19 protein-coding genes and 1 tRNA gene are annotated in these 19926 nt (G+C 31.8%); 11 read left to right on the top strand and 9 right to left on the bottom strand.

What is annotated here, in order from left to right; all coding sequences use genetic code 11:
- Positions 1-102 precede the first annotated feature (102 nt).
- The 4 genes from WAF17_RS21375 (at position 103) to WAF17_RS21360 (ending at position 2852) form a co-directional block, all read left to right on the top strand.
- On the top strand, positions 103-531 hold the full coding sequence (locus WAF17_RS21375; RefSeq protein WP_338764268.1) for a hypothetical protein: 429 nt from the start codon (positions 103-105) through the stop codon (positions 529-531).
- Positions 532-630: 99 nt separating this feature from the next.
- Positions 631-1452, top strand: coding sequence for a hypothetical protein (locus WAF17_RS21370; protein ID WP_338764265.1), 822 nt, complete (start codon positions 631-633; stop codon positions 1450-1452).
- Positions 1453-1885: 433 nt separating this feature from the next.
- The gene (locus WAF17_RS21365) at positions 1886-2344 is read left to right on the top strand and encodes a polymer-forming cytoskeletal protein (protein WP_338764263.1); all 459 of its coding nucleotides are present in this window, start codon (positions 1886-1888) and stop codon (positions 2342-2344) included.
- Positions 2304-2852: an AtpZ/AtpI family protein gene (locus WAF17_RS21360; RefSeq protein WP_338764261.1), complete on the top strand. Its 549-nt coding sequence runs from the start codon at positions 2304-2306 to the stop codon at positions 2850-2852. The genes WAF17_RS21365 and WAF17_RS21360 overlap by 41 nt, the downstream gene beginning before the upstream one ends.
- 31 nt (positions 2853-2883) lie before the next feature.
- Here the strand turns inward: WAF17_RS21360 and WAF17_RS21355 are convergent, their stop codons facing one another.
- A complete protein-coding gene (locus WAF17_RS21355; RefSeq protein ID WP_338764258.1) occupies positions 2884-3444 on the bottom strand; it encodes a redoxin domain-containing protein in 561 nt (186 codons plus the stop codon).
- Between the two features lie 34 nt (positions 3445-3478).
- Positions 3479-4027, bottom strand: coding sequence for a redoxin domain-containing protein (locus tag WAF17_RS21350; RefSeq protein ID WP_338764255.1), 549 nt, complete (start codon positions 4025-4027; stop codon positions 3479-3481).
- Positions 4028-4388: 361 nt separating this feature from the next.
- Here WAF17_RS21350 and WAF17_RS21345 point away from each other — a divergent pair, with 361 nt between their 5' ends.
- A complete protein-coding gene (locus WAF17_RS21345) occupies positions 4389-4760 on the top strand; it encodes a hypothetical protein (protein WP_338764253.1) in 372 nt (123 codons plus the stop codon).
- Between the two features lie 97 nt (positions 4761-4857).
- Positions 4858-6678 carry a caspase family protein gene (locus WAF17_RS21340; protein WP_338764251.1) on the top strand — a complete coding sequence of 607 codons (1821 nt, stop codon included), beginning with the start codon at positions 4858-4860 and terminating at the stop codon, positions 6676-6678.
- A gap of 241 nt (positions 6679-6919) precedes the next feature.
- Here the strand turns inward: WAF17_RS21340 and WAF17_RS21335 are convergent, their stop codons facing one another.
- Together WAF17_RS21335 and WAF17_RS21330 are read right to left on the bottom strand one after the other, a co-directional pair.
- The gene (locus WAF17_RS21335) at positions 6920-7906 is read right to left on the bottom strand and encodes a hypothetical protein (RefSeq protein ID WP_338764248.1); all 987 of its coding nucleotides are present in this window, start codon (positions 7904-7906) and stop codon (positions 6920-6922) included.
- 83 nt (positions 7907-7989) lie between these two features.
- Positions 7990-8655, bottom strand: a complete 666-nt coding sequence (locus WAF17_RS21330) for a hypothetical protein (RefSeq protein WP_338764245.1) — start codon at positions 8653-8655, stop codon at positions 7990-7992.
- 393 nt (positions 8656-9048) lie between these two features.
- On the opposite strand from WAF17_RS21330, the gene WAF17_RS21325 reads away from it, so the two are divergent.
- The 5 genes from WAF17_RS21325 (at position 9049) to WAF17_RS21305 (ending at position 15282) form a co-directional block, all read left to right on the top strand.
- On the top strand, positions 9049-9873 hold the full coding sequence (locus WAF17_RS21325; RefSeq protein WP_338764243.1) for a Nif3-like dinuclear metal center hexameric protein: 825 nt from the start codon (positions 9049-9051) through the stop codon (positions 9871-9873).
- Positions 9874-10177: 304 nt separating this feature from the next.
- Complete coding sequence (ricT, locus tag WAF17_RS21320) at positions 10178-11383, top strand: regulatory iron-sulfur-containing complex subunit RicT (protein WP_338764240.1); 1206 nt, start codon at positions 10178-10180, stop codon at positions 11381-11383.
- Positions 11384-11466: 83 nt separating this feature from the next.
- Complete coding sequence (locus tag WAF17_RS21315; protein WP_338764237.1) at positions 11467-11805, top strand: carboxymuconolactone decarboxylase family protein; 339 nt, start codon at positions 11467-11469, stop codon at positions 11803-11805.
- Between the two features lie 223 nt (positions 11806-12028).
- The gene (locus WAF17_RS21310) at positions 12029-13480 is read left to right on the top strand and encodes an aldehyde dehydrogenase (RefSeq protein ID WP_338764234.1); all 1452 of its coding nucleotides are present in this window, start codon (positions 12029-12031) and stop codon (positions 13478-13480) included.
- Positions 13481-13620: 140 nt separating this feature from the next.
- Positions 13621-15282 carry an FAD-dependent oxidoreductase gene (locus WAF17_RS21305; RefSeq protein ID WP_338764232.1) on the top strand — a complete coding sequence of 554 codons (1662 nt, stop codon included), beginning with the start codon at positions 13621-13623 and terminating at the stop codon, positions 15280-15282.
- 72 nt (positions 15283-15354) lie between these two features.
- Here WAF17_RS21305 and WAF17_RS21300 read toward each other — a convergent pair whose 3' ends face one another.
- The 5 genes from WAF17_RS21300 to WAF17_RS21280 form a co-directional block, all read right to left on the bottom strand.
- Positions 15355-15771, bottom strand: a complete 417-nt coding sequence (locus WAF17_RS21300) for a thioesterase family protein (RefSeq protein ID WP_338764229.1) — start codon at positions 15769-15771, stop codon at positions 15355-15357.
- 79 nt (positions 15772-15850) lie between these two features.
- Positions 15851-16603, bottom strand: a complete 753-nt coding sequence (locus WAF17_RS21295; RefSeq protein WP_338764226.1) for a hypothetical protein — start codon at positions 16601-16603, stop codon at positions 15851-15853.
- A 181-nt stretch (positions 16604-16784) separates the two neighbouring features.
- Complete coding sequence (locus tag WAF17_RS21290; RefSeq protein WP_338764224.1) at positions 16785-18485, bottom strand: M28 family peptidase; 1701 nt, start codon at positions 18483-18485, stop codon at positions 16785-16787.
- Between the two features lie 250 nt (positions 18486-18735).
- Positions 18736-18820 (bottom strand) — tRNA-Ser (locus WAF17_RS21285).
- A 238-nt stretch (positions 18821-19058) separates the two neighbouring features.
- On the bottom strand, positions 19059-19907 hold the full coding sequence (locus tag WAF17_RS21280) for a histone deacetylase (protein WP_338764222.1): 849 nt from the start codon (positions 19905-19907) through the stop codon (positions 19059-19061).
- Positions 19908-19926: the final 19 nt, after the last annotated feature.

Here is a 19926-nt window from a genome sequence, read left to right as displayed (position 1 = left end):
TAGAATCTCTGTAATTGATTTATTTTTTCGTATATTTTCTATCCCTAACGACAAAATATCTAACTTTCTCTCTTAATATAACTTCTCAACTATTCTATAACTATGGATTTACTCTATCAAAGTGCTAATGATTGCGCCAATTCTTATATTGATAATGAATCTAATTATTATCTCATTCGCTTACAAAAAAAGGTAAGTGAACAAGAGTATAAAGCAGCCTATTCTTCCATATTAGAAGAATATGAAACAAACTCTTATACAAAACTTATTCTTTCAGTAGTAGATAATGATTCAGCTCCCCTTTCTGTTCCGTTTTCTGCTCGTAGTTGGTTTGCTTCTTATTTTGCACCTAAATTTTATACTGCAACAAATAAAAATGCAGTAGTTGCAATGGTAAAGCCTCAAACAAAATTTCAAAACAATATGGTAAATGTAATTGTAGGTGTGATTGAAAAAGCAAACATACAAGTAAAATTAGAATATTTTGAAAGCGAAGAAGACGCTATAGATTGGATAAAAAACACTAACTGATTTTTTGTTTTTTTTTATAAAAATGCGACAAAATATAATATACCTTCGTAGAGATAATGAATTAGTTATAACTTTAAAATTTTAGCGCAAATGTATATTATGGAACTCATTATTTACAAAAAAAATCCTTATTTTTTATTCTGTGTTTTAGTAATTTCTTTCTTATTTGTTAAAACTTCTGTATTAGCTCAAGTTGATGATGTGGAAGATAATTATGAATACGATACAATGATTGTTAAAAGGAAAATCAAAAAAGAATTTATTTATCCAGATTATAAAAAAGGAGATATGGATTTCTATCTCTCTCCTATTGCACTTTTAGAGCCTTTCGCTACAATTTATTTTGGGACAGAATATTTCCTCAAAGATAAAATATCTGTTTATACAGATGTGGGGTATATCTTAAACTTGAGAAAAGAAAGAAGCCTTGGTAACGAAATTGCCTTACCACATTCTAACTATGTGAGTTATGTCTTGAAACCTGAAATACGTTTTTATGATAAAAACAATCCTCAAAAAGCATCTTACCATGGCATAAAGTTTATGTTTCGAAATATGAATTATAAAGAACAACAAGTAGTTTATGATGAATACTTTTTTGACCAAGCTTCACAGAGCTGGACGGTCGGAGGAGCTAGTTACGATTCAGATTATAGAACCAGAAGGCGTTCAGTAGGAGTACAATACGTGAGGGGTTGGAAAGGAAAATTTGCCAAAACATGGACGAGCAATTTTTATTTTGGCGCAGGAGTGAGATTTATTTCAAACAAACCCATCGATAAACGTCCAGAACCTTTTGGTAGTTGGAATAACTTTGATATTGGTTTTTTAGACTTAGAGAAGCAGTACAAACTGGTTTCTATGGATGTTTCAGTTGGTTTGAGGATAGGAACAAAACTAAAACCAAGAATTATTAACTAAAAAGTCGGAAAGAAAACATTTCAAATAGCATATTAAATATTTCAATAATACAATTTTATAAAGTCTTTTGCGTTTTCTGCAAAAGGCTTTTTTAGTTTTTGGTCTCTCCAAAGCAAAATTTCAAATATATTCTTTTCTATAGAAAAATTATTTGTATTTTTAAAAGAAAAGTTTGAAATTGCTTTTTAATAATTCTACTTTAGATAAAAAATAGGCTATGCTATTAGCAAAACTTCTTTCTATCATACATTATAAGCAGAATTTACTATCCTTATTGCAGAAAAATAATTAGGTTTAATTACATTTGTAATAATAATGACACTATCCTATCAAAATGAGATTATAAAATTTATATAAAACCGATTATTACGAAATAGTAGAATCTATTTTTAATAAAAAAGTTTATTGAGATAACAAAAAAATAACTATGGCTATGTTCCAATCAAAAAAACAAACAGTAAGCTCATCAGAAGTAGAAGCAAATAATATTATAGGTAAAGGCACTAAAATTATAGGTGATTTAATCACACAAGGAAATATTAGAATTGATGGAGAAATAAATGGAAATATTACTTCAAAATCTAAAGTTGCCTTGGGTAGTGGCTCTAACTTAAAGGGAAATCTTGCCTCTAGCAATGCAGAAATAGAAGGAGAAGTTACTGGAAATATTTTTATAGCTGAACTACTTATCTTGAAAGCAAATGCTGTAATTAATGGTGATGTTTCTGCTTTACGTATGATAACCGAACCAGGTGCTAAAATAAACGGACAGTGTAAAGTAGGAGAAGCACCGAAAGCAACAACTTCTTTATCTAACTCTGCTTTGAATGGTACTCCTAAATCCGTATTAAATGGCAAACCAAAAGAACGAGAACTCGCAACATCAAGATAATTTGGAGGATAAACTCTATAAAGAGCTTGAGGAAAAACTCAATAAAATAGAATCTAACTTTGAGCAAAATGTCAAAGAAGAGCTAGAGCAACTGGTAGAAAAAGATTCATTTGAAGAACTTCGTTTTGATAATGAGCAGTTACAAAATAAAGATTTTGATACTGTACAGAATACTGACCTTCCCTTGACCAAAGTAGAGCTAACTCCTACTTTTAAAAATTCTTATATCGACAAAATAAATGTTGCTTCTAAGAAAAGAGAAGAAGCTCTGAAAAAAGGCTCTAATAAATACATTAAATATTCTAGTATTGGAATGGAGATGATAGGCTCTGTACTTTTGGGAGGATTTGGAGGAAACTGGTTAGATAAAAAATTAGAATTTAGCTTTCCACTTTTCACAATTATTCTTATTTTACTTGGTCTGGGGGCTACTTTTACACATCTCATCATGCAGCTTAATGCTGACAGAAAAGCAGAGGAGGAGGAAGCAAAAAAATCCAAAAGTTAAATATTTGATTTAGCTTTTGGATTTTTAAAAGTTATTTCTTTCCAAACACAACTTCTTCTATTTCATTAAATGGTAAATGGTCTGGAATATCCTTTCCATAATATGCCTTTATAATATTTAGATTCTCATCTAATAGAAAATCAGCTGGAATTGAATGAATCATGGTCTCTCCAGAGTTTATCTCATATCCTTTTTCTACTAATTTGGAATGAACAGCCATTTGTTCTTTCGAATTAATAGTAGCATTAAACTTTTCAGCAGAAACTTCTGTACCATATTTTCGATACGTTGCTCTACCAAAATCTGCAATAATTGGAATGGGAGAAACGCCTTGATGAAAAGAACTACGCAAGACAACTTCTTTTTTTGCCTCTAAAAAGAAAATCATTTCCAAATCATCTTTCCATTGGTCATTTTTGGCTGTAAGTTGATGGATTCTAAAATTACAAAATGGACAAGCTACATTTCTAAAAAAAGAAATTAATATTTTTTTGCCTTTATTTTTATAAGCTGATAAATCAATTTCTCTATCATAAATATCAGTCAGAGAAAATAAAGGGGCTAACTGACCTGTTTCTAAGCGTTGAGACATAAGGGTATTTTATTGAGTGAAAATAATTTAGTTTTTATAAAGCTGCTTCTATTTCGTGAAAAGGTAAATAATCTTGCACATCTTCTCCATAATGTGATTTTATAATGTTCAAATTCTCATCTAAAAGGAAATCAGCAGGTACAGTATGAAGTATAAGTTCTCCAGAATCTATCTGAAAGCCTTTTTCTACTAACTCTGTGCAGACAGCCATTTGCTCTTTCGAATTCATTGTAATATTGAACTTTTCAGTAGAAACTTCTGTGCCATATCGCTCATAAGTTTCTCTTTCAAAATCTGAAATAATTGGAATTGGGGAAATTCCTTGATGAAATGAACTTCGCAGAATTACGCTTTTCTTTGCTTCTAAAAAGAAAATCATTTCCAATCGGTCTTTCCACTCATCATTTTTAGTGGTAAGTTGATGAAGTCTAAAATTACAAAAGGGACAAGTTACATTTCTAAGAAAAGAAACTAATATTTTTTTGCCTTTATTTTTGTAGTCAGACAGATTAATTTCTCTATCATAGACATCATTAAGAGAAAATAAAGGGGCTAACTGACCTGTTTCTAAGCGTTGAGACATAAGGGTATTTTATTAAGTGAAAAAGCACAAAGGTTAATTCTGTTTCTAAATTTTTATCTAATAGAAGATTAGTAAGAATGATGTAGTAATACTTTTCTTACTTGATTCAGACAATTGAGCAAGGTAACGTATTTCAGAAAAAATGGTTGCTCATATTAGTTCAAGATTATCAACTATTTTATTATTGTTTTTGTTGTTTTTAATAATTTATAGTGTTTTGATTTTTTTATACCTCTCTTTTATCAAAATAGCTTATTATTGCACTTGTTTTTTTCATATATTGCGTTTTAAATCCTTTTTCTACAATAGAATTAGATTTATAAGATACTTTATTCATTTTTTATCAAGAACAGTCTAGCACATGAATACATTAAAAATCCACGTTTTGGCAGACGAAGAAAGTAGTAAAGAAGCCAAAAATCTAAAAAACTGGTTAGAAAATGACGAAGATTTAGATTATCAAAAAATAAATCAAGAACGTGCAGCATTAAAAGAAGACGAAGCAGGAGGAGCAATGGAAGCTACTTTGGCTGTTGTTTTGGGCGCACCTGCCGTAGTTCAACTAGTAAAAGCTCTTCAAACTTGGTTTACTCAAAAAGGACAAACCAAAAGGGGAGAAGAAATAACCGTGGAACTAGAAAAACCAGACGGAACAAAACTAAAAGTAAATGCCAAACAACTTGATGACCAATCGGCAGAGCTTATTAGAGACCTTTCCTCTCTTTTGAAATAATTTTTTTATTAAACAGTACAAAGGGAAGCATAGAGAGTGAATTCTATTTTAATTCTAATTTCTCATTTTATTTAATTCTAAATTCTTACTTTATTTCATGAGGTTAATAGACGCAGCAAAGACACAAGCCGTATTGATAGGTATCAGTAGTTATACTGCTGATGAGTCGTTGCATGACCTTGCTGCTGCCAAAACAAACGTCGACAAACTTGAAAGAGTATTTGCCTCGCCTACTGTTGGAATAAACAAGGAGAACATCACGACACTTCATAATGCAGCTCAACCTCAAGAAATACTGCGAGTAATCAAAACAGCTGCTCAAAACGCACAAAAAAGTTTAGTTATTTATTATTCTGGACACGGAATTTTGGATGATGATTTTAATCTTTATTTGAGTACGAGTGAAAGTAAAGTTGAAGATATTTTTTTTACAGGTGTTTCGATTGATGCTATTAATAGAGTGATTCAGAAGGAGAGGTTGTTAGTTGTTTTGGTTTTAGATGCTTGTTTTAGTGAAAAAGCCTTTGAGCAGTTTCGAAAGACAAACTTTTATGTTTTGGCTTCTTCTAAGAAAAACACACCTTCAAAATATCCTCCAGCAGAAGAATACTCAGCTTTTACAAATGAATTTATAAATATCTTAGAAAATGGAATTAATATTCGCAAAACAGAACTTGCGCTTCGTGATATTTATCTTCAATTAGAAAAAAACTTGACTTCAAAGGGATTTCCTCAGCCTCGCCAAGCCAATACAAATTTAGTTCAAGAACTTATTTTTGCTAAAAATAATTCGAATACAGTTGTCCCTTCTACACAGCTTAACCGAAATATTATTTTGCCTGTTTTTTATGCTGTTGCTAAGTATAGAAATTTACAAATCGGAACGGTTGTAGAAGAAAATGAGTTAGAAATCGAAAACCCATTTGCTGATGATGAACTGAGTTCTTATTTTGAAGATGATGAAGGAGATACAAATTATACTGAAAACCTTCAATTGACACAAAGAGCCAATCAAGTTGTTCGATATTTTCCTTTATTTATTGCTGAAGAACTCAAACGTCTTTTTGCTCCTTCTCCTGCCGAACAGGAAAGAAATTTAGGTAGAATTAATCAAATTTTGCGTACTTATTTTGCTACCATGCGTTATGTCGCTTACCTTCTTTTGGCAGAACTTTGGGACGAGAAATTCAAAAATCAAACGTCAATTTCTACTACTTTCAGTTCTCTTTTTAAGGAAATAAATAATCCTACGCCTTCCATCTATTTGCCTTTGATAGAAGAAATTTTGGAATTATTTTCACAAAATAACAGAACACCTTATATTTCAGAGCTTAAAGAATGGAAAAAAGAATTGGAGGAAGAAAAATTCAAAACAGCCTATTATTCGTTAGAAAGTTTGTATCAAAACTGGCGTACACAAGCTACCACATGGAATAATGAAACGATAGAAAACCAATGTTTGGAAGCTGAAAATAATTTGACTGTTATTTTAGAACAATTAGCTTTTCTGACTACTTACGAACTTATTTCTATCCGAAGTATTCGTGTTATCAAACTCAAAAATAGCGAAGCTAATTTTGTTCATTCCTTGAATCATCTTTATGCTGATACTAATCAATCTGGACAAATCAAAAAAGAACCTCTCAATTTTTATACGGATAGTCATTCCGTTTGTATTACCAAACAAACCAATTTAGAAAGCGAAATTCTCAATCTTTCGCCTTTATTTTTTGATAAAAACACTTATACGAATAATATTCCTAGTATTTATTTTTATGAGAGGAAGGATAGTGTTACAGGAGGTTATCTATATCGCCCAACATTTTCAAGAGATGTAGCAGCCGAACCATTAGCTTCTACAAGTGGAGATATTCGACTTTTAGAGCTTTTTGAAGCATTTAAGAAAAGCCTTTCTTAACAACTCGGTATTAAAAATAGTCTGAAATATCTCTCTATCTACTAGGAAAGCTACTTTCGGTCTGCTCTAACGAGACTGACCTACTTTTAATCAAGGTCAGCCCGAAAGGGCAGCACCGAAGATTAAAAAGAACAGGCTAACTATTTGACAATCAGCAGGTATAATCCCGAGTTCACGTTTTCTTAGTAATAACTGGTTCAAGTGTCGACACATAAACCAGTTATTAGCAACAATTTCAAAATTAATACTCATTTTTATAAATTTTATCCTCGTCTTGATATTTTTCTATCAACTCCTTTTGTTTGTCTGTGTTATTATTTTTGATAGCTTCATAATAAGGTTTTATGATAGCAGCCGTTTCTGTATCTGAATAACTGCTCGTAACTGTCTGATAGGCTTCTGCAAAATCTTGTGTAATTTCTTTTGTTTGATAATCAAAAAGTGGCGTATTGTCCATTCCTTCCAAAAGATAGGTTAGATACGATTTTTTAGACCATTTCAGTTCTTTCATTAATTTAGGATAAAAATCAGGATTTTCTTTTATAAAATTCTCTGCCCAAATAACACGTTCTGCCAAACGAGTCGGAGAAATAATCAAACCTCCATCACTTGCAAAAATTTCTTTTGCTTCTTTATTTTTCTGAATCAAATACTCTTTCATTGGTTCAGAAACTTTATCATAAAAATAACCTTTCAAAAAATCTCTGTTTTGAAGAATATAAGTAGAACCTTCTACCATTCCGATCCCGAAACCGTGATTGGCAAGTTCGTTATGGTAAGACATCATTTCAGATGATGCATCTTTTCCATCATTATAACCATTATATATTCCTGCAATTTGGTCGTATTTGTCATATTCACCACTTTCAGAACTCTTTTTATAATGCTGTTCATCTAAATTATAGGCAAGAGAATTATATAGTTTATCAAAAATCAGAAAACCTTCATCAGCTTGTTTTGGAGTAGCACTTGCGTACAACTCTTGAAATTTTTCAGCAGCTTGTTTGGAAGAACTCATCTGTGTTGTGTCTAAAGCAGACACAAAAGTTTGGTATTCTTCTGATGGATTAGTTGTTTCAACAACTTGTTCGGCTTCTACTGCTACAGAATCAGTTTCATTACTTTCAGTAGCTTCTTTTTGCTCAGTTCCTCCACAAGAAAATAATAAGCCACTTGAAAAAATAAGCAGCAATAGAAAGAACACAGAATACAAATTAATAGCTTTCATAAGTAGTTAGTTAAGTGAGAAAATCGTTATTTTTAAAGATAAAGAATAAAACTGTGAATAAGCTCTTTGAAGGGTTTTAGAATTTATCTTTCAAAAGATTTTAGAGTATAATCATAAGTATAAACTGCAGGATAGCACATGCGATAAATACTTCCTGTAAAATTCATTTGTTTTGGAGTAAATCTATCAATGATTATTCTCCAGTTCGCAGTTGGGTCTTGCTTAAATAATTCTCTTATTGCAAACCACTCTTGTTGAGTAAGTTGTTGTTTTTTTTCTGTAAATAAATCATTCATAACTACTTCATTATTTTTTACTAAAATTGCTGTAAAGTCAATTGAATAACGAGCGTCTAAAGGACAATTTTCAAGAAAATTTTTATCTGGAATTACATCCACTCGCAACCTTCTAGGAAATTTATCCTTTGTAAAAATACACTTGATTTCTGGTTTAGGAACTATTTTTATATTGTATTTTCTACTAAAAAGCTCTTTTCCATTATACAAAACTTGTAAAGTAGATTTGGCAGAATGAGGAATAAGAATAATTTTAGAAACTGAATTTATTATTATTCCTCCTCCCTTTACTTCAAAAGTAATTTTTGTAGTATCTATATCTTTTGGATAATTAATGAAAATTTCATTTGCACATTGTAGATACAAACTTGTTTTTGTAGAATCTATTTGGGCTTTCGCAAAACAAAAAGAAAAACAAGTAAATAGAAAAATGATTAGAATTTTGATATTCATTTTGACGTTTATTTAAAGTAACTTTTATGTACTGTTTCTTATTGTTTGAAGTGCTGTGTTGAAGTTTTTCCAGTTCTATATGGGTATCTGACTTAAAAATGATTTCATAAAATAAAAATAACACTATTTTTACAAAATTCTAAACCTAATTAAGTTTGAGTATATCATTATTGGTATCTTAGCACAGCGACATCAATAATTACGATAAAATAAATGGTAATTTTATAACATAACTATTAATACTCTAAGCCTATTGCCGTGTAACATAAGTTTTATAGTATTTTATGTTGCATATTTTGTTCATTTAGTTCTCTAGAACTGAAAGTAAATATAAAGCAATTTGTGTTGCATGGTACTTATTCTATACTACAAACGAAACAAATACATCAAAAAATGACTTATACTTTTTCTCAAATTACTTCTTATTTAGAATCTATCGCTCCTCTAAACTTTCAAGAATCCTATGATAATTCTGGACTTTTAGTAGGAAATCCAACTACTGAAATCACAGGTATTTTGGTTTCTTTAGATACAATTGAATCAGTCATCGAAGAAGCAAAGGCAAAAAACTGCAATCTAATTGTGGCACATCACCCTATTATTTTTAGAGGCTTGAAAAGTCTTACAGGAAAAAATTATATTGAAAGAACGATTATTAAAGCTATTCAAGAAGGTATCGGAATTTATGCTATTCATACCAATTTGGATAATATTCAAGATGGAGTAAATGCAAAAATAGCCGAAAAGATAGGGCTTATAAATACGCAAATCTTATCCCCCAAGCCCAATATTGTTCATAAAGGAAATAATGAAATTCAAAATGTAGGTGCTGGAATGATAGGCGAACTTGCAGAAGAAATATCAGTACAAGCCTTTTTAGCCAGTCTTAAATCAAAAATGAGTTTACCTTTGATAAAACATACTAGTTTAAAGAGTTTCAAAGATAGAAAAATAAAGAAAATTGCTATCTGTGGTGGTGCAGGAAGTTTTCTTTTAAAAGAAGCTCTCAAACAAAAAGCTGATTTTTTTATTACAGGAGATTATAAATACCACGAGTTTTTTGATGCAGAAGACAAAATTGTGATTTGTGATATTGGACACTATGAAAGTGAAGTCTTTACAAAAGATTTATTAGTTGATTTTCTTCAAGAAAAGTTTTCTGATATAAAAATCATAGCCTGTGAAACGAATACAAATCCAGTAGAATATTATTTTTAAGGAATTATTAGGGAAAAATTTGTAATTTTGATACATAACTGTTTCAAGTATCAACGCTTGATATAGTTGTATGCAAAACTTTCCTAAGAATTTCCACGCAAATTGATATTCCGAATTAGAAGCAAATTATTTTATGTAATTTTTAATTAGCTTCGCTGCTTTAGGAATAGAAATTAAATAAATTATATGATTAACTAGTGGTCAGAAATTTAATTCGTAATTCGTAATCTTTAATTCGTAATTGTTTCTTAGCAGGTCGTAATTCGTAATTATTTTAATTCTTTGCGTCAAAATATATATAAAAATGAGTTGTAATTCATGTGCAACTAATGCACAACAAACAGATACAGAATTAGATGAACAAAATGAAGAACCAAAAGGCTGTAAGAGCAATGGAAATTGTGGCACTTCGGGTTGTAATCGTCTAAATTCTTTTGATTGGCTTTCTCAAATGGAACTCCCTGATACAAAGCCGTTTGAGATTATAGAAGTAAAATTTAAAGGAGGCAGAAAAGCCTTTTGTAGAAATATAAATAATCTTCATTTAATTACAGGCGATGCCGTAACATTGGAAGTTGAACGAGGCTTTCATGTGGGTCATGTGTCCTTACAAGGTGAGCTAGTACGCCTTCAAATGCGAAAAAAACGCATCAAAATGGATGATGAAAGCATTTGTAAAATTGAAAGAAAGGCTACACAAGCAGACCTAGACAAACTCATTGAAGCTAGAAATAGAGAGCTTCCAACAATGTATCGAACACGAGAAATTATCAACCAACAGAGTTTGGGAATGAAACTTTCTGATGTTGAATATCAAGCAGATTGCACAAAAGCCACCTTTTATTATTCGGCAGATTCAAGAGTTGATTTTCGTGAACTTATCCGAATGTTAGCAGCAGAATTCAGAATTCGTATCGAAATGCGACAAATTAGCCTCCGTCAAGAAGCCAGTCGTGTGGGTGGAATTGGAGTTTGTGGGCGTGAGCTTTGCTGTTCGACGTGGCTTACTGATTTCAAACCTGTAAGCACAACAGCTGCACGTTATCAAAACCTTTCTCTAAATACATCCAAACTTTCAGGGCAATGTGGAAAGTTAAAATGTTGCTTGAATTATGAACTAGACACTTATTTAGACGCTCTTAAAGATATTCCAGAAGTGAAGTATTTGCGTACACAAGAAGGTGAAGCACAATTACAAAAAACGGATATTTTTAAGAAGTTGATGTGGTTTAGTTATAGTTCAGAAAACGTATGGCACGCATTATCTATCGAAGAAGTAAATCTAATTTTGAAACTCAATGCAAAAAAAGAATTTCCTCCATCTTTAAAACCTTCTGAGTGGCTTTCAGAAGGCGAAACATCAGATACAACGCTTCAAGATAATCATATTATTGATGCTGAAGAGTTTGAAAGAAATGTAAGACTAAAAGAAAACAAAAAAGATGTTGGCACAGAAAAAATTCGTAAGAGAAGAAACAGAACAAGAAGACCACGAAAGAAAGCAAAATAAGAACAGGAAAATACATACATTAATAACAATGAGAGTTAGTTAATTCTCTAATATTTTTCACTAAAACAACCACTATAAAAAAGATGAATCAAGTAGAAGAATTCAATGCCTATCGCAGCAAAATGAACGAAAAAATTATGGCTGCTGATAATAAAGTTTTGAAACGTATCTTTAATTTAGATACAAATGCCTTTGCTGAAGGAACATTGGACATCAAGACAAAAGAACTTATCGGACTTACTTGTTCGATGGTTTTGCGTTGTGATGATTGTGTCAAATACCATTTAGGAAAAGCAAAAGAAGCAGGTATTTCTGACGAACAAATAATTGAAGCAATGGCAATTGCAAATCTTGTAGGAGGAACAATTGTAGTTCCACATCTTAGAAGAGCAATGGAGTATTTGGAAGAGTTGAATAAGTAATAAGCAAACTCTGTTTTAAGTTTTGATACTTAAGGCAGAGTTTTTTTTAATAAAGAAGTTGTTTAAGAATAGGTTTTATATGTCTATTTATTGGTGTAGCTTCGCTAAAACACCAACAAAGGCTAGATTATTTTTCCTTAGAATTGAGTTTATAAACCCAATTCTAAGGAAAAGTCTGTATTCTTATATTCTTAAACAACTTCAAAAAAGCATTATATAAACCATGAAAAAAATAACCAACTATATAGGAGGAGATTTTATAAATCCTTTTTTAGATAAATATATCGAAAATGTTAATCCAGCAACAGGAAAAGTTTTTTCATTGATTGCTGATTCTGATGAAAACGATGTAAATTTAGCCGTGGAAGCTGCAAAAGCTGCTTTTCCAGAATGGTCTTCAAAAGGTGCTGAATTTCGCTCAAAATGGCTCTTAAAATTAGCTAATTATATAGAAGAAAATATAGAAAAATTTGCACAAGCAGAAACAGAAGACAACGGAAAACCAATTTCGCTTTCTCGTTCGATAGATATTCCTCGTGCTATCAAAAATTTATCATTTTTCGCAACGGCTATTTTACATGACAACGATGAAGCTTATCATACTTCTACAAGCGTTTTAAATTATACATTACGCCAACCATTAGGAATTGTAGGTTGTATTTCGCCTTGGAATCTGCCTTTGTATTTATTTACTTGGAAGATTGCCCCTGCTCTTGCCAGTGGTAATTGTGTAGTTGCCAAACCTTCTGAACTTACTCCTTATACAGCATATTTACTCTCAAAGGCTTGTGAAGCGATAGATTTTCCTGCTGGTGTTCTTAATATTTTACACGGTCATGGACAAAAAGTAGGAGCAGCCATTGTAGCTCATCAAGACACGAAGGCAATTTCTTTCACAGGAGGAACACAGACAGGAAAAACCATAGCCTCGGTAGCTGCACCAATGTTCAAAAAACTCTCTTTAGAGTTAGGAGGAAAAAATGCAACTATAATTTTTGCTGATGCAGACGTGGAAGAAGCAGTTCAAACAGCCGTAAAAGCAGCTTTTACAAATCAAGGACAAATTTGCCTTTGTGGTTCTAGAATTTTGATAGAAAGTAAAATCTATGAGAAATTCAAAGCAAAATTTGTAGAAAAAGTAAATCAACTGCAACTAGGAGACCCATTAGAAGAAACGACACAACAAGGTGCAACAGTTTCGAAAGCACATCAAGAAAAAGTTTTGTCTTACATAGAACTTGCCAAGCAAGAAGGAGGAATTGTTTTGACAGGAGGAAATAAAGTAACTTCAGAAAACCTTCCAAAAAGATGTGAAAACGGTTTTTTTATAGAACCAACTGTAATTGAAGGGCTTCCAGCGTACTGCCGAACAAACCAAGAAGAAATATTTGGAGCAGTAACTACACTAATGCCTTTTGAAGATGAAAATGAGGCTTTAGAGTTTGCTAATTCTACACCTTATGGACTTTCTGCATCAGTTTGGACACAAAATTTATCACGAGCGCACCGAGTAGCAAGTCAGTTAGAAACAGGAATTGTTTGGATAAATACGTGGTTATTGCGTGATTTGAGAACTCCTTTCGGTGGTGCAAAACAATCAGGTGTAGGACGAGAGGGAGGATATGAGGCATTAAGATTTTTCACAGAAGAAAAAAATGTTTGTATTAAATTCTGAAAAAAATGACTAAATTAGTACACATCAAATAGTTGCAATTATAAAGCATTATTCCTAAGTTTCTAATTAAAGGCAAAGAGTATTTTTTATTTTTGGCAAATCACATTCGTAAATTTTAATTGATAATTCGTAATTATATCATGAAAAAGCCTATCATTTTTTCCATAGACGACGACCCACAAGTAGCACGAGCTATCGAAAGGGATTTGCGTAGTGAGTTTCGCAAAGAATACAAAATTATTAGCACTACTTCGGCAAATGAAGCATTGGAGAGTTTAGAAGAATTTAAAAAACAAAACGAAGAAATCGCACTTTTTTTAGTCGATCAACGAATGCCTGATATGCTGGGTGTAGAGTTTTTAGAAAAGGCAAAACCATTTTATCCCAATGCAAAGCGTGTTTTATTAACAGCCTATTCAGATATTGATGCAGCTATAAAAGCGATTAATGATGTTCAGTTAGATTATTATCTGCACAAACCTTGGAATCCCCCTCAAGAAAAATTATATCCTGTTTTATATGAATTATTGGAGAGTTGGAAAATATCTTATCAACCCGATTTTGATGGACTTAGAGTAATTGGCTATCAATTTTCACCACAATCTCACGAACTCAAAGACTTTTTAGCAAGTAATCTTTTTCCGTATCAATGGTTAGATTTTCAACAAAACCAAAAAGCTAAAGAACTTTCAGAACTTCATAAATTTAGCGAAAATGATTTACCTGTTGTGGTTTTTGAAGAAGGAGAACTACTCAAAAAACCAAGCAAAACAGAGTTAGCTGAAAAATTAGGACTTTCATCTAAAGCATCAGAAGATATTTATGATGTCGTAATTATTGGAGGAGGACCTGCTGGGTTGGCTGCTGCCGTTTATGGTGGTTCAGAAGGATTAAAAACGCTTTTAATAGAAAAACACGCCCCTGGTGGACAGGCAGGAACAAGTTCAAGAATAGAAAACTATTTAGGATTTCCTACTGGCTTGAGTGGTTCTGAACTTGCCAAACGAGCTACTACACAGGCACAGCGTTTTGGTGTAGAATTTCTAGTTCCACAAGAGGTAACAGGAATTTCTTTAAAAGATAATTATAAGATTCTCAAACTTGCAGATGACAAGGAGATTGTTACAAAAAGCATTGTTATTACCTCTGGTGTTTCGTATCGAAAACTAGATAGTAAGGGAATGGATAATTTTACAGGCGCAGGGATTTATTATGGTGCAGCGACTACGGAAGCTCTTTCTTGTTCTGAAAAAACTGTTTTTGTCGTTGGTGGTGGAAATTCGGCAGGACAGGGCGCAATGTACCTTTCTCGTTATGCCAAAAAAGTAAATATTGTAGTCAGAAGAGAGGATTTGTCTTCTTCTATGTCGCAGTATTTGATTGACCAAATAGACGGAACAAAAAACATTGAAGTTCTTCCATTTACAGAAATAATAGAAGCAAAAGGCGATGGACACTTACAGGACGTAGTGTTACAAAATACTAAAGACAAATCCACAAAAGAAGTAGAAGCTGACGCTATGTTTATTTTTATTGGAACGAAGCCTCATACCGAATGGATAAATTCGGACGTAATCAAGGATAAAAAAGGCTTTGTAGAAACAGGTAGAAATCTATTGAGCTATGATGAGATAAAGAAAATTTGGAAACACAAACGAGAACCTTTTACTTTAGAAACCTCTGTAAAAGGAGTTTTTGCAGCAGGTGATGTACGTGCAACGGCTATGAACCGTGTGGCTTCTGCTGTGGGAGAGGGCGCAATGGCAATTAGTTTTGTACATAAATATTTGGCTGAAAATTAAAAAAAAGACCATTCTTCAAAAATGAAAAATGGTCTTTTCTTATTCTTATTCTTATTGAAAGAGACTAACTGATTAATTACTCAATTCTCCTACAAACATGTCTCTTATTTCTTCTGTTGTCGAAATCGCTCGTTGTGTCTTTCCATCAAAAAGAACAAAAGTAATGATAGCATCACAAACTACAGTATCAGTATTTTCTAAATAAATAGTTTGCTTAAACGTACTTGTTTTGCTTCCTACTTCAGCTAATTTTTCCAATTTACTTTCAATGACAATAGTTTGTCCGACAGAAGCAGGATAACGATAATTAATGTTTACATTCACTACAACAAACATAATATTTTTCTTTTGAAGCATTTTGAGAGCATCACTTTCTTCAAAAAATGCCCATCTAGCTTCCTCAAAAAACTCTAAATAACGAGCATTATTAACGTGTTGGTAGCCATCTAAATGATAACCACGTACTTTTATTTTTATTTCTTTTGACATTGCAATTATTTTTTCTGAATAAGTAAAACTAAATAATTAGTGTTTGTGTGTTTGCCTTAATAGCTAAAATTTGAGGTCATTATTGAACCAATTTGAATTTTCTTTCTATAATAAAAGCTCCATTGAGAGTTGTCAGGACAATAGAAAACTCACTTCCTGTAAAGTTTTCAAATTTATATACTTCTTCAAAAGTATCTACACCCAAAGTCATTGTATTATTCTCTCTATCATATTTCCATATGTTAAATCCTGCAGGTTTTTCAGGAGTTGAACAAGCATCACTTTGAAACTTATCTATTATTCCATCTATTTCTACTTGATAAATATTTACATCTGAACGGCGAGTAAAGTCATGATAGAGTTGATTTGTACAATTAAGACCAGAGGGATTCCCGTTAATGATATTAGCCGTTTGTTGCCAACGTTTTTTGTCTCTTCCTGTTATTTGTGCTTGTATAGAGTTTTGAATTGTAACGGTACTTATATTTTTTTGAGTTGTTTCAGGCACTTTGATAATAGTTGTGGTGTACCAGTTATTTAAATCTCCTTTTTCAATATTTGCAAAGTAATCAAATATTTCAAAATCTAAAGCTACCTGTATTCGCCCTTCTTCATCTGAGTAAAAAGGTTCTAGTATCTGGTTTTTATCTTGTCTTAAATCTTCTTCTTTCAAATAAAAATCAATTTTTGCATTAGGTACAGGCAAACCTAATGTGTCCACTACATACAATTCTAAAAGACGAACAGGCTCTTGATTACCTCTATCTACACAAGAAAAAATGAGTAAAGAAAAAAAAGTTAAAACAAGAAGGTTAAAATATTTTTTTTTCATAGTGTTGTTAAACAACAATTATTGACAAAGATGTATCATCACAAAATGATTTTAAGAGAGATACAGTTTTCTTCAATAGTGCTGCTAAAGATAAATAAGTGTAGTAAATAAATAATTGTGCAAAATTAGAGAATAATCCATACAATTACTTGTAATAAAGTATTTCAAAAGCACGAAAAAGTTAGTTTTGGTCTTTAAAAACGTTTTTTTCTATTTTTTTAGGACTTTTTTCTTGATTAGCAAGTTGCCAAGTTGTGTGAAATATAAGTTTTGTAACATTTTCTACTCGCTGATAGTCTATTTTATCGGCTGTATCACTTACTTTATGATAGTCTTTATGGTCAGGACTTGTATAAAAAATGACAGGAATATCATATTTTGCAAAACTGTATTGGTCGGAGCGATAAAAAAACTCTTCAGGGTGGGATTTTGAGTTATAACTATAATCTAGATTGAGCTTGGTAAATGATTCGTTTGCCTTTTCATGCGTATAATGCAGAACAGGAGATACCCAATCTGAACCTACAATACTTACGTAATCATTAGAGGAATATTTATTTTTTGGGATATATTCTCTTCCAATCATATCAATATTTAAGTTTGTAATACTATTTGAGATAGGAAATAGAGGAGCAATATCAGTATAGTAAGATGAGCCTAACATTCCTACTTCTTCCCCACTAGTTGTCAGAAATAAAATACTTCTTTTGGGAGCAAAACCATCTTCTTTAGCCGTAGCAAACGTTTTTGCAAGTTCCATAAGAGCAGCTACTCCCGAGGCGTTATCATCTGCTCCTGCAAAGAAATTAGCTTTATTTTTAGTTTGTCCTAAATGGTCATAATGTGCTGAAATTATTATTATTTCTTCTTTTAAGCTCGTTCCCTCTACAAAACCAACAATATTTTCAGTAGTCAGTGTTGCTGAATTTTCTTTTTTTACTTGTATAGAAATAGTTGCATAAGGAAGATTTGATGGAATACTATTTTCTTGAAACTGTTCTACTAACTCTTCCCATTCTTGCTCCGAGTATTCAAATAATTGTGCTGCTGTTTCCATTGAAAGAAAATATACACCAATACTTTTTTCTGTCTTCAACGTATAAAACTCTTTATTGAGATACTTATTTTTTTGAAGTCTTTTAGTATTTACTTTAAAATTATCTGAGTTTGTCAAAACAAAAAAAACAGCTTTTGCTCCTGCTTTTTGAGCTGAAAGGATTTGTTTTTCCATTTTTTCATTCCAATCTTGATTCGAATAAAAAATAGTTTCTTTATCATCAGTATCTAATAATAAAGCTATTCCACGCCCATTAATTTGTTCGTTTGGCAAAATAGAATATCCTGTCAAGATTACATTCAACTCATTTTCACTGTGTAAATAAGTCAATGGATTAGCTAGAAAGTGTTCTTTATTCTGATAGACAATATTCTTTTCTTGTATATTTGTTTTGATTGTTACTGTAGAAATTTTGCTTTTTTCTATTTCGAACTCTTGTATATAACGTTTGCCCAAATCAGTCGGTACAGATGCTTCAAGATTATTCTTTATAAAAAAATCTTGAATGTATAACCCAGCCATTTTTTGTCCTCGTTCTCCTACTCTGCGTCCTTCAAAACTTTCTGATGAAAGTAGTTCGATATGATTTTTTAGATTAAGAGCTTCTATTTTTTCTGCATAATAGATTTGTGTATTTTCTTGAAATAATGGTAATGAATCTGCAGTTAGCGTATCTTTTGTAGCTTGTTTTTGAATTTCTGTTTTAGTCTCTTTTACATAACCTTGCTTGTCTTGCTTTTTAGAAATACAATTTGTATAAGAAAAGAAAACTAGTAGAATAATTAAATTACAGGATAAATTAATTATTGTAGAACACTTTTTCATAAATGGTAGGGTAAAATACTTTTGATACTGTAATAATAGAAAGTGAGAGTTGAGATAACCTATTTTTCCATATTATTAGGATTGGAACTGACAACTAAATAAAGTGCTTCTCTGTTTCAAATTCTTCCAATCTTTAATTTTTGTTCTTCTCTACTTTAACCCATAACGAAACTCATAAGTAATGTGCAAAAAAAAACCGTTTTTATAAATTAATATAAAAACGGTTATCAGTATGAAAACTGAACACTTGCAGAGGAAGAGGGATTCGAACCCCCGGTACCTCACGGTACAATGGTTTTCAAGACCACCGCATTCGACCACTCTGCCATTCCTCTAGAGAACATTCTACAAAAACTAAACTTTTTAGAGTCTTTGTTTTTGTAAACTTGTTGTGGTGTTGCCCTTAAGACGATACAAATGTACCACGCTTTTTTTGATTATACAACTCTCTAACCAAAGTTTTTTTGAAAAAGTTCAAGTATTTTATTCATTTCTAATAAAAGTAATTGACTTTCAATAAGTTAGTTGATTATATATTTTTTAAATATTTTTTATCACTTGCTCTTGATAAGATTATATCTGTTGATTTACTTCGTGAAAGGCAACTGCTACTAGATTATGTAGATGAATTACTTTCTCAATCGGTTTTTGATAGCCTCCTGCCAAATTGGTTACGACTGGTAACTTTAGCTCTCTACAAGTTGTGTAAACAATTCTTTCTCGTTCAGCAATTTGCTCAGTAGTGAAGTGTCCACTATCTACTTCTGGGTCATCCATATGACAATCTACACCAGCTTGATAAAAGAGAATTTCACAATCACTAAAACGGTTGCGAATCAAATCTGATAGATTATTCAGCCAATCTTGATTGTTATAAATATTTACATCATCATACCCTAGTGAATAATGCTCTACCAAATCTGTATATCCTGTTTTTTGTAACGTTTGGTCAGTTCCATCGCCTGAGTGTGAGTCAAGGTCTAGGATTCCAATTTTCTTTGCTCCAAAACGTTTTTTTAGCAAAATAGCTGCAATCGTTAAACCAGAAAAGGTACAAAATCCAGCAGCTTGGTCATAACAAGCGTGATGAAAGCCAGAGGTGGGTGAGAATGTTGATTCACGGTGTTGATAAGCGTGAGTAGCTGCACTAACAAAACTACCATTTGTCCATAATAAGCTCTTTGCTATTTCTTTACTTTTGTTGCCAAAACCATTTTTGATACGCCCTTTCAAGATGCCTTGTACATAAGAAGGCTCATGAGCTAAACACAATTCGTCCACAGTTAAAGGGCGAACTTTCATAATTTCAATAGGATAGCCCAATTTTTTCCAAGACTGTAAAACTAACTTAGGTTTTCTCGCACTAGGAGAATCACTAATAAGAACTTTGGCTGTTTGTTGTTTATTATAAAAAACTTTCACTTTGAATAGCTTAGATATA

It is taken from the genome of Bernardetia sp. ABR2-2B (assembly GCF_037126435.1).
GTDB lineage: Bacteria > Bacteroidota > Bacteroidia > Cytophagales > Bernardetiaceae > Bernardetia.
This window is presented reverse-complemented; position numbering and strand designations above follow the sequence as displayed.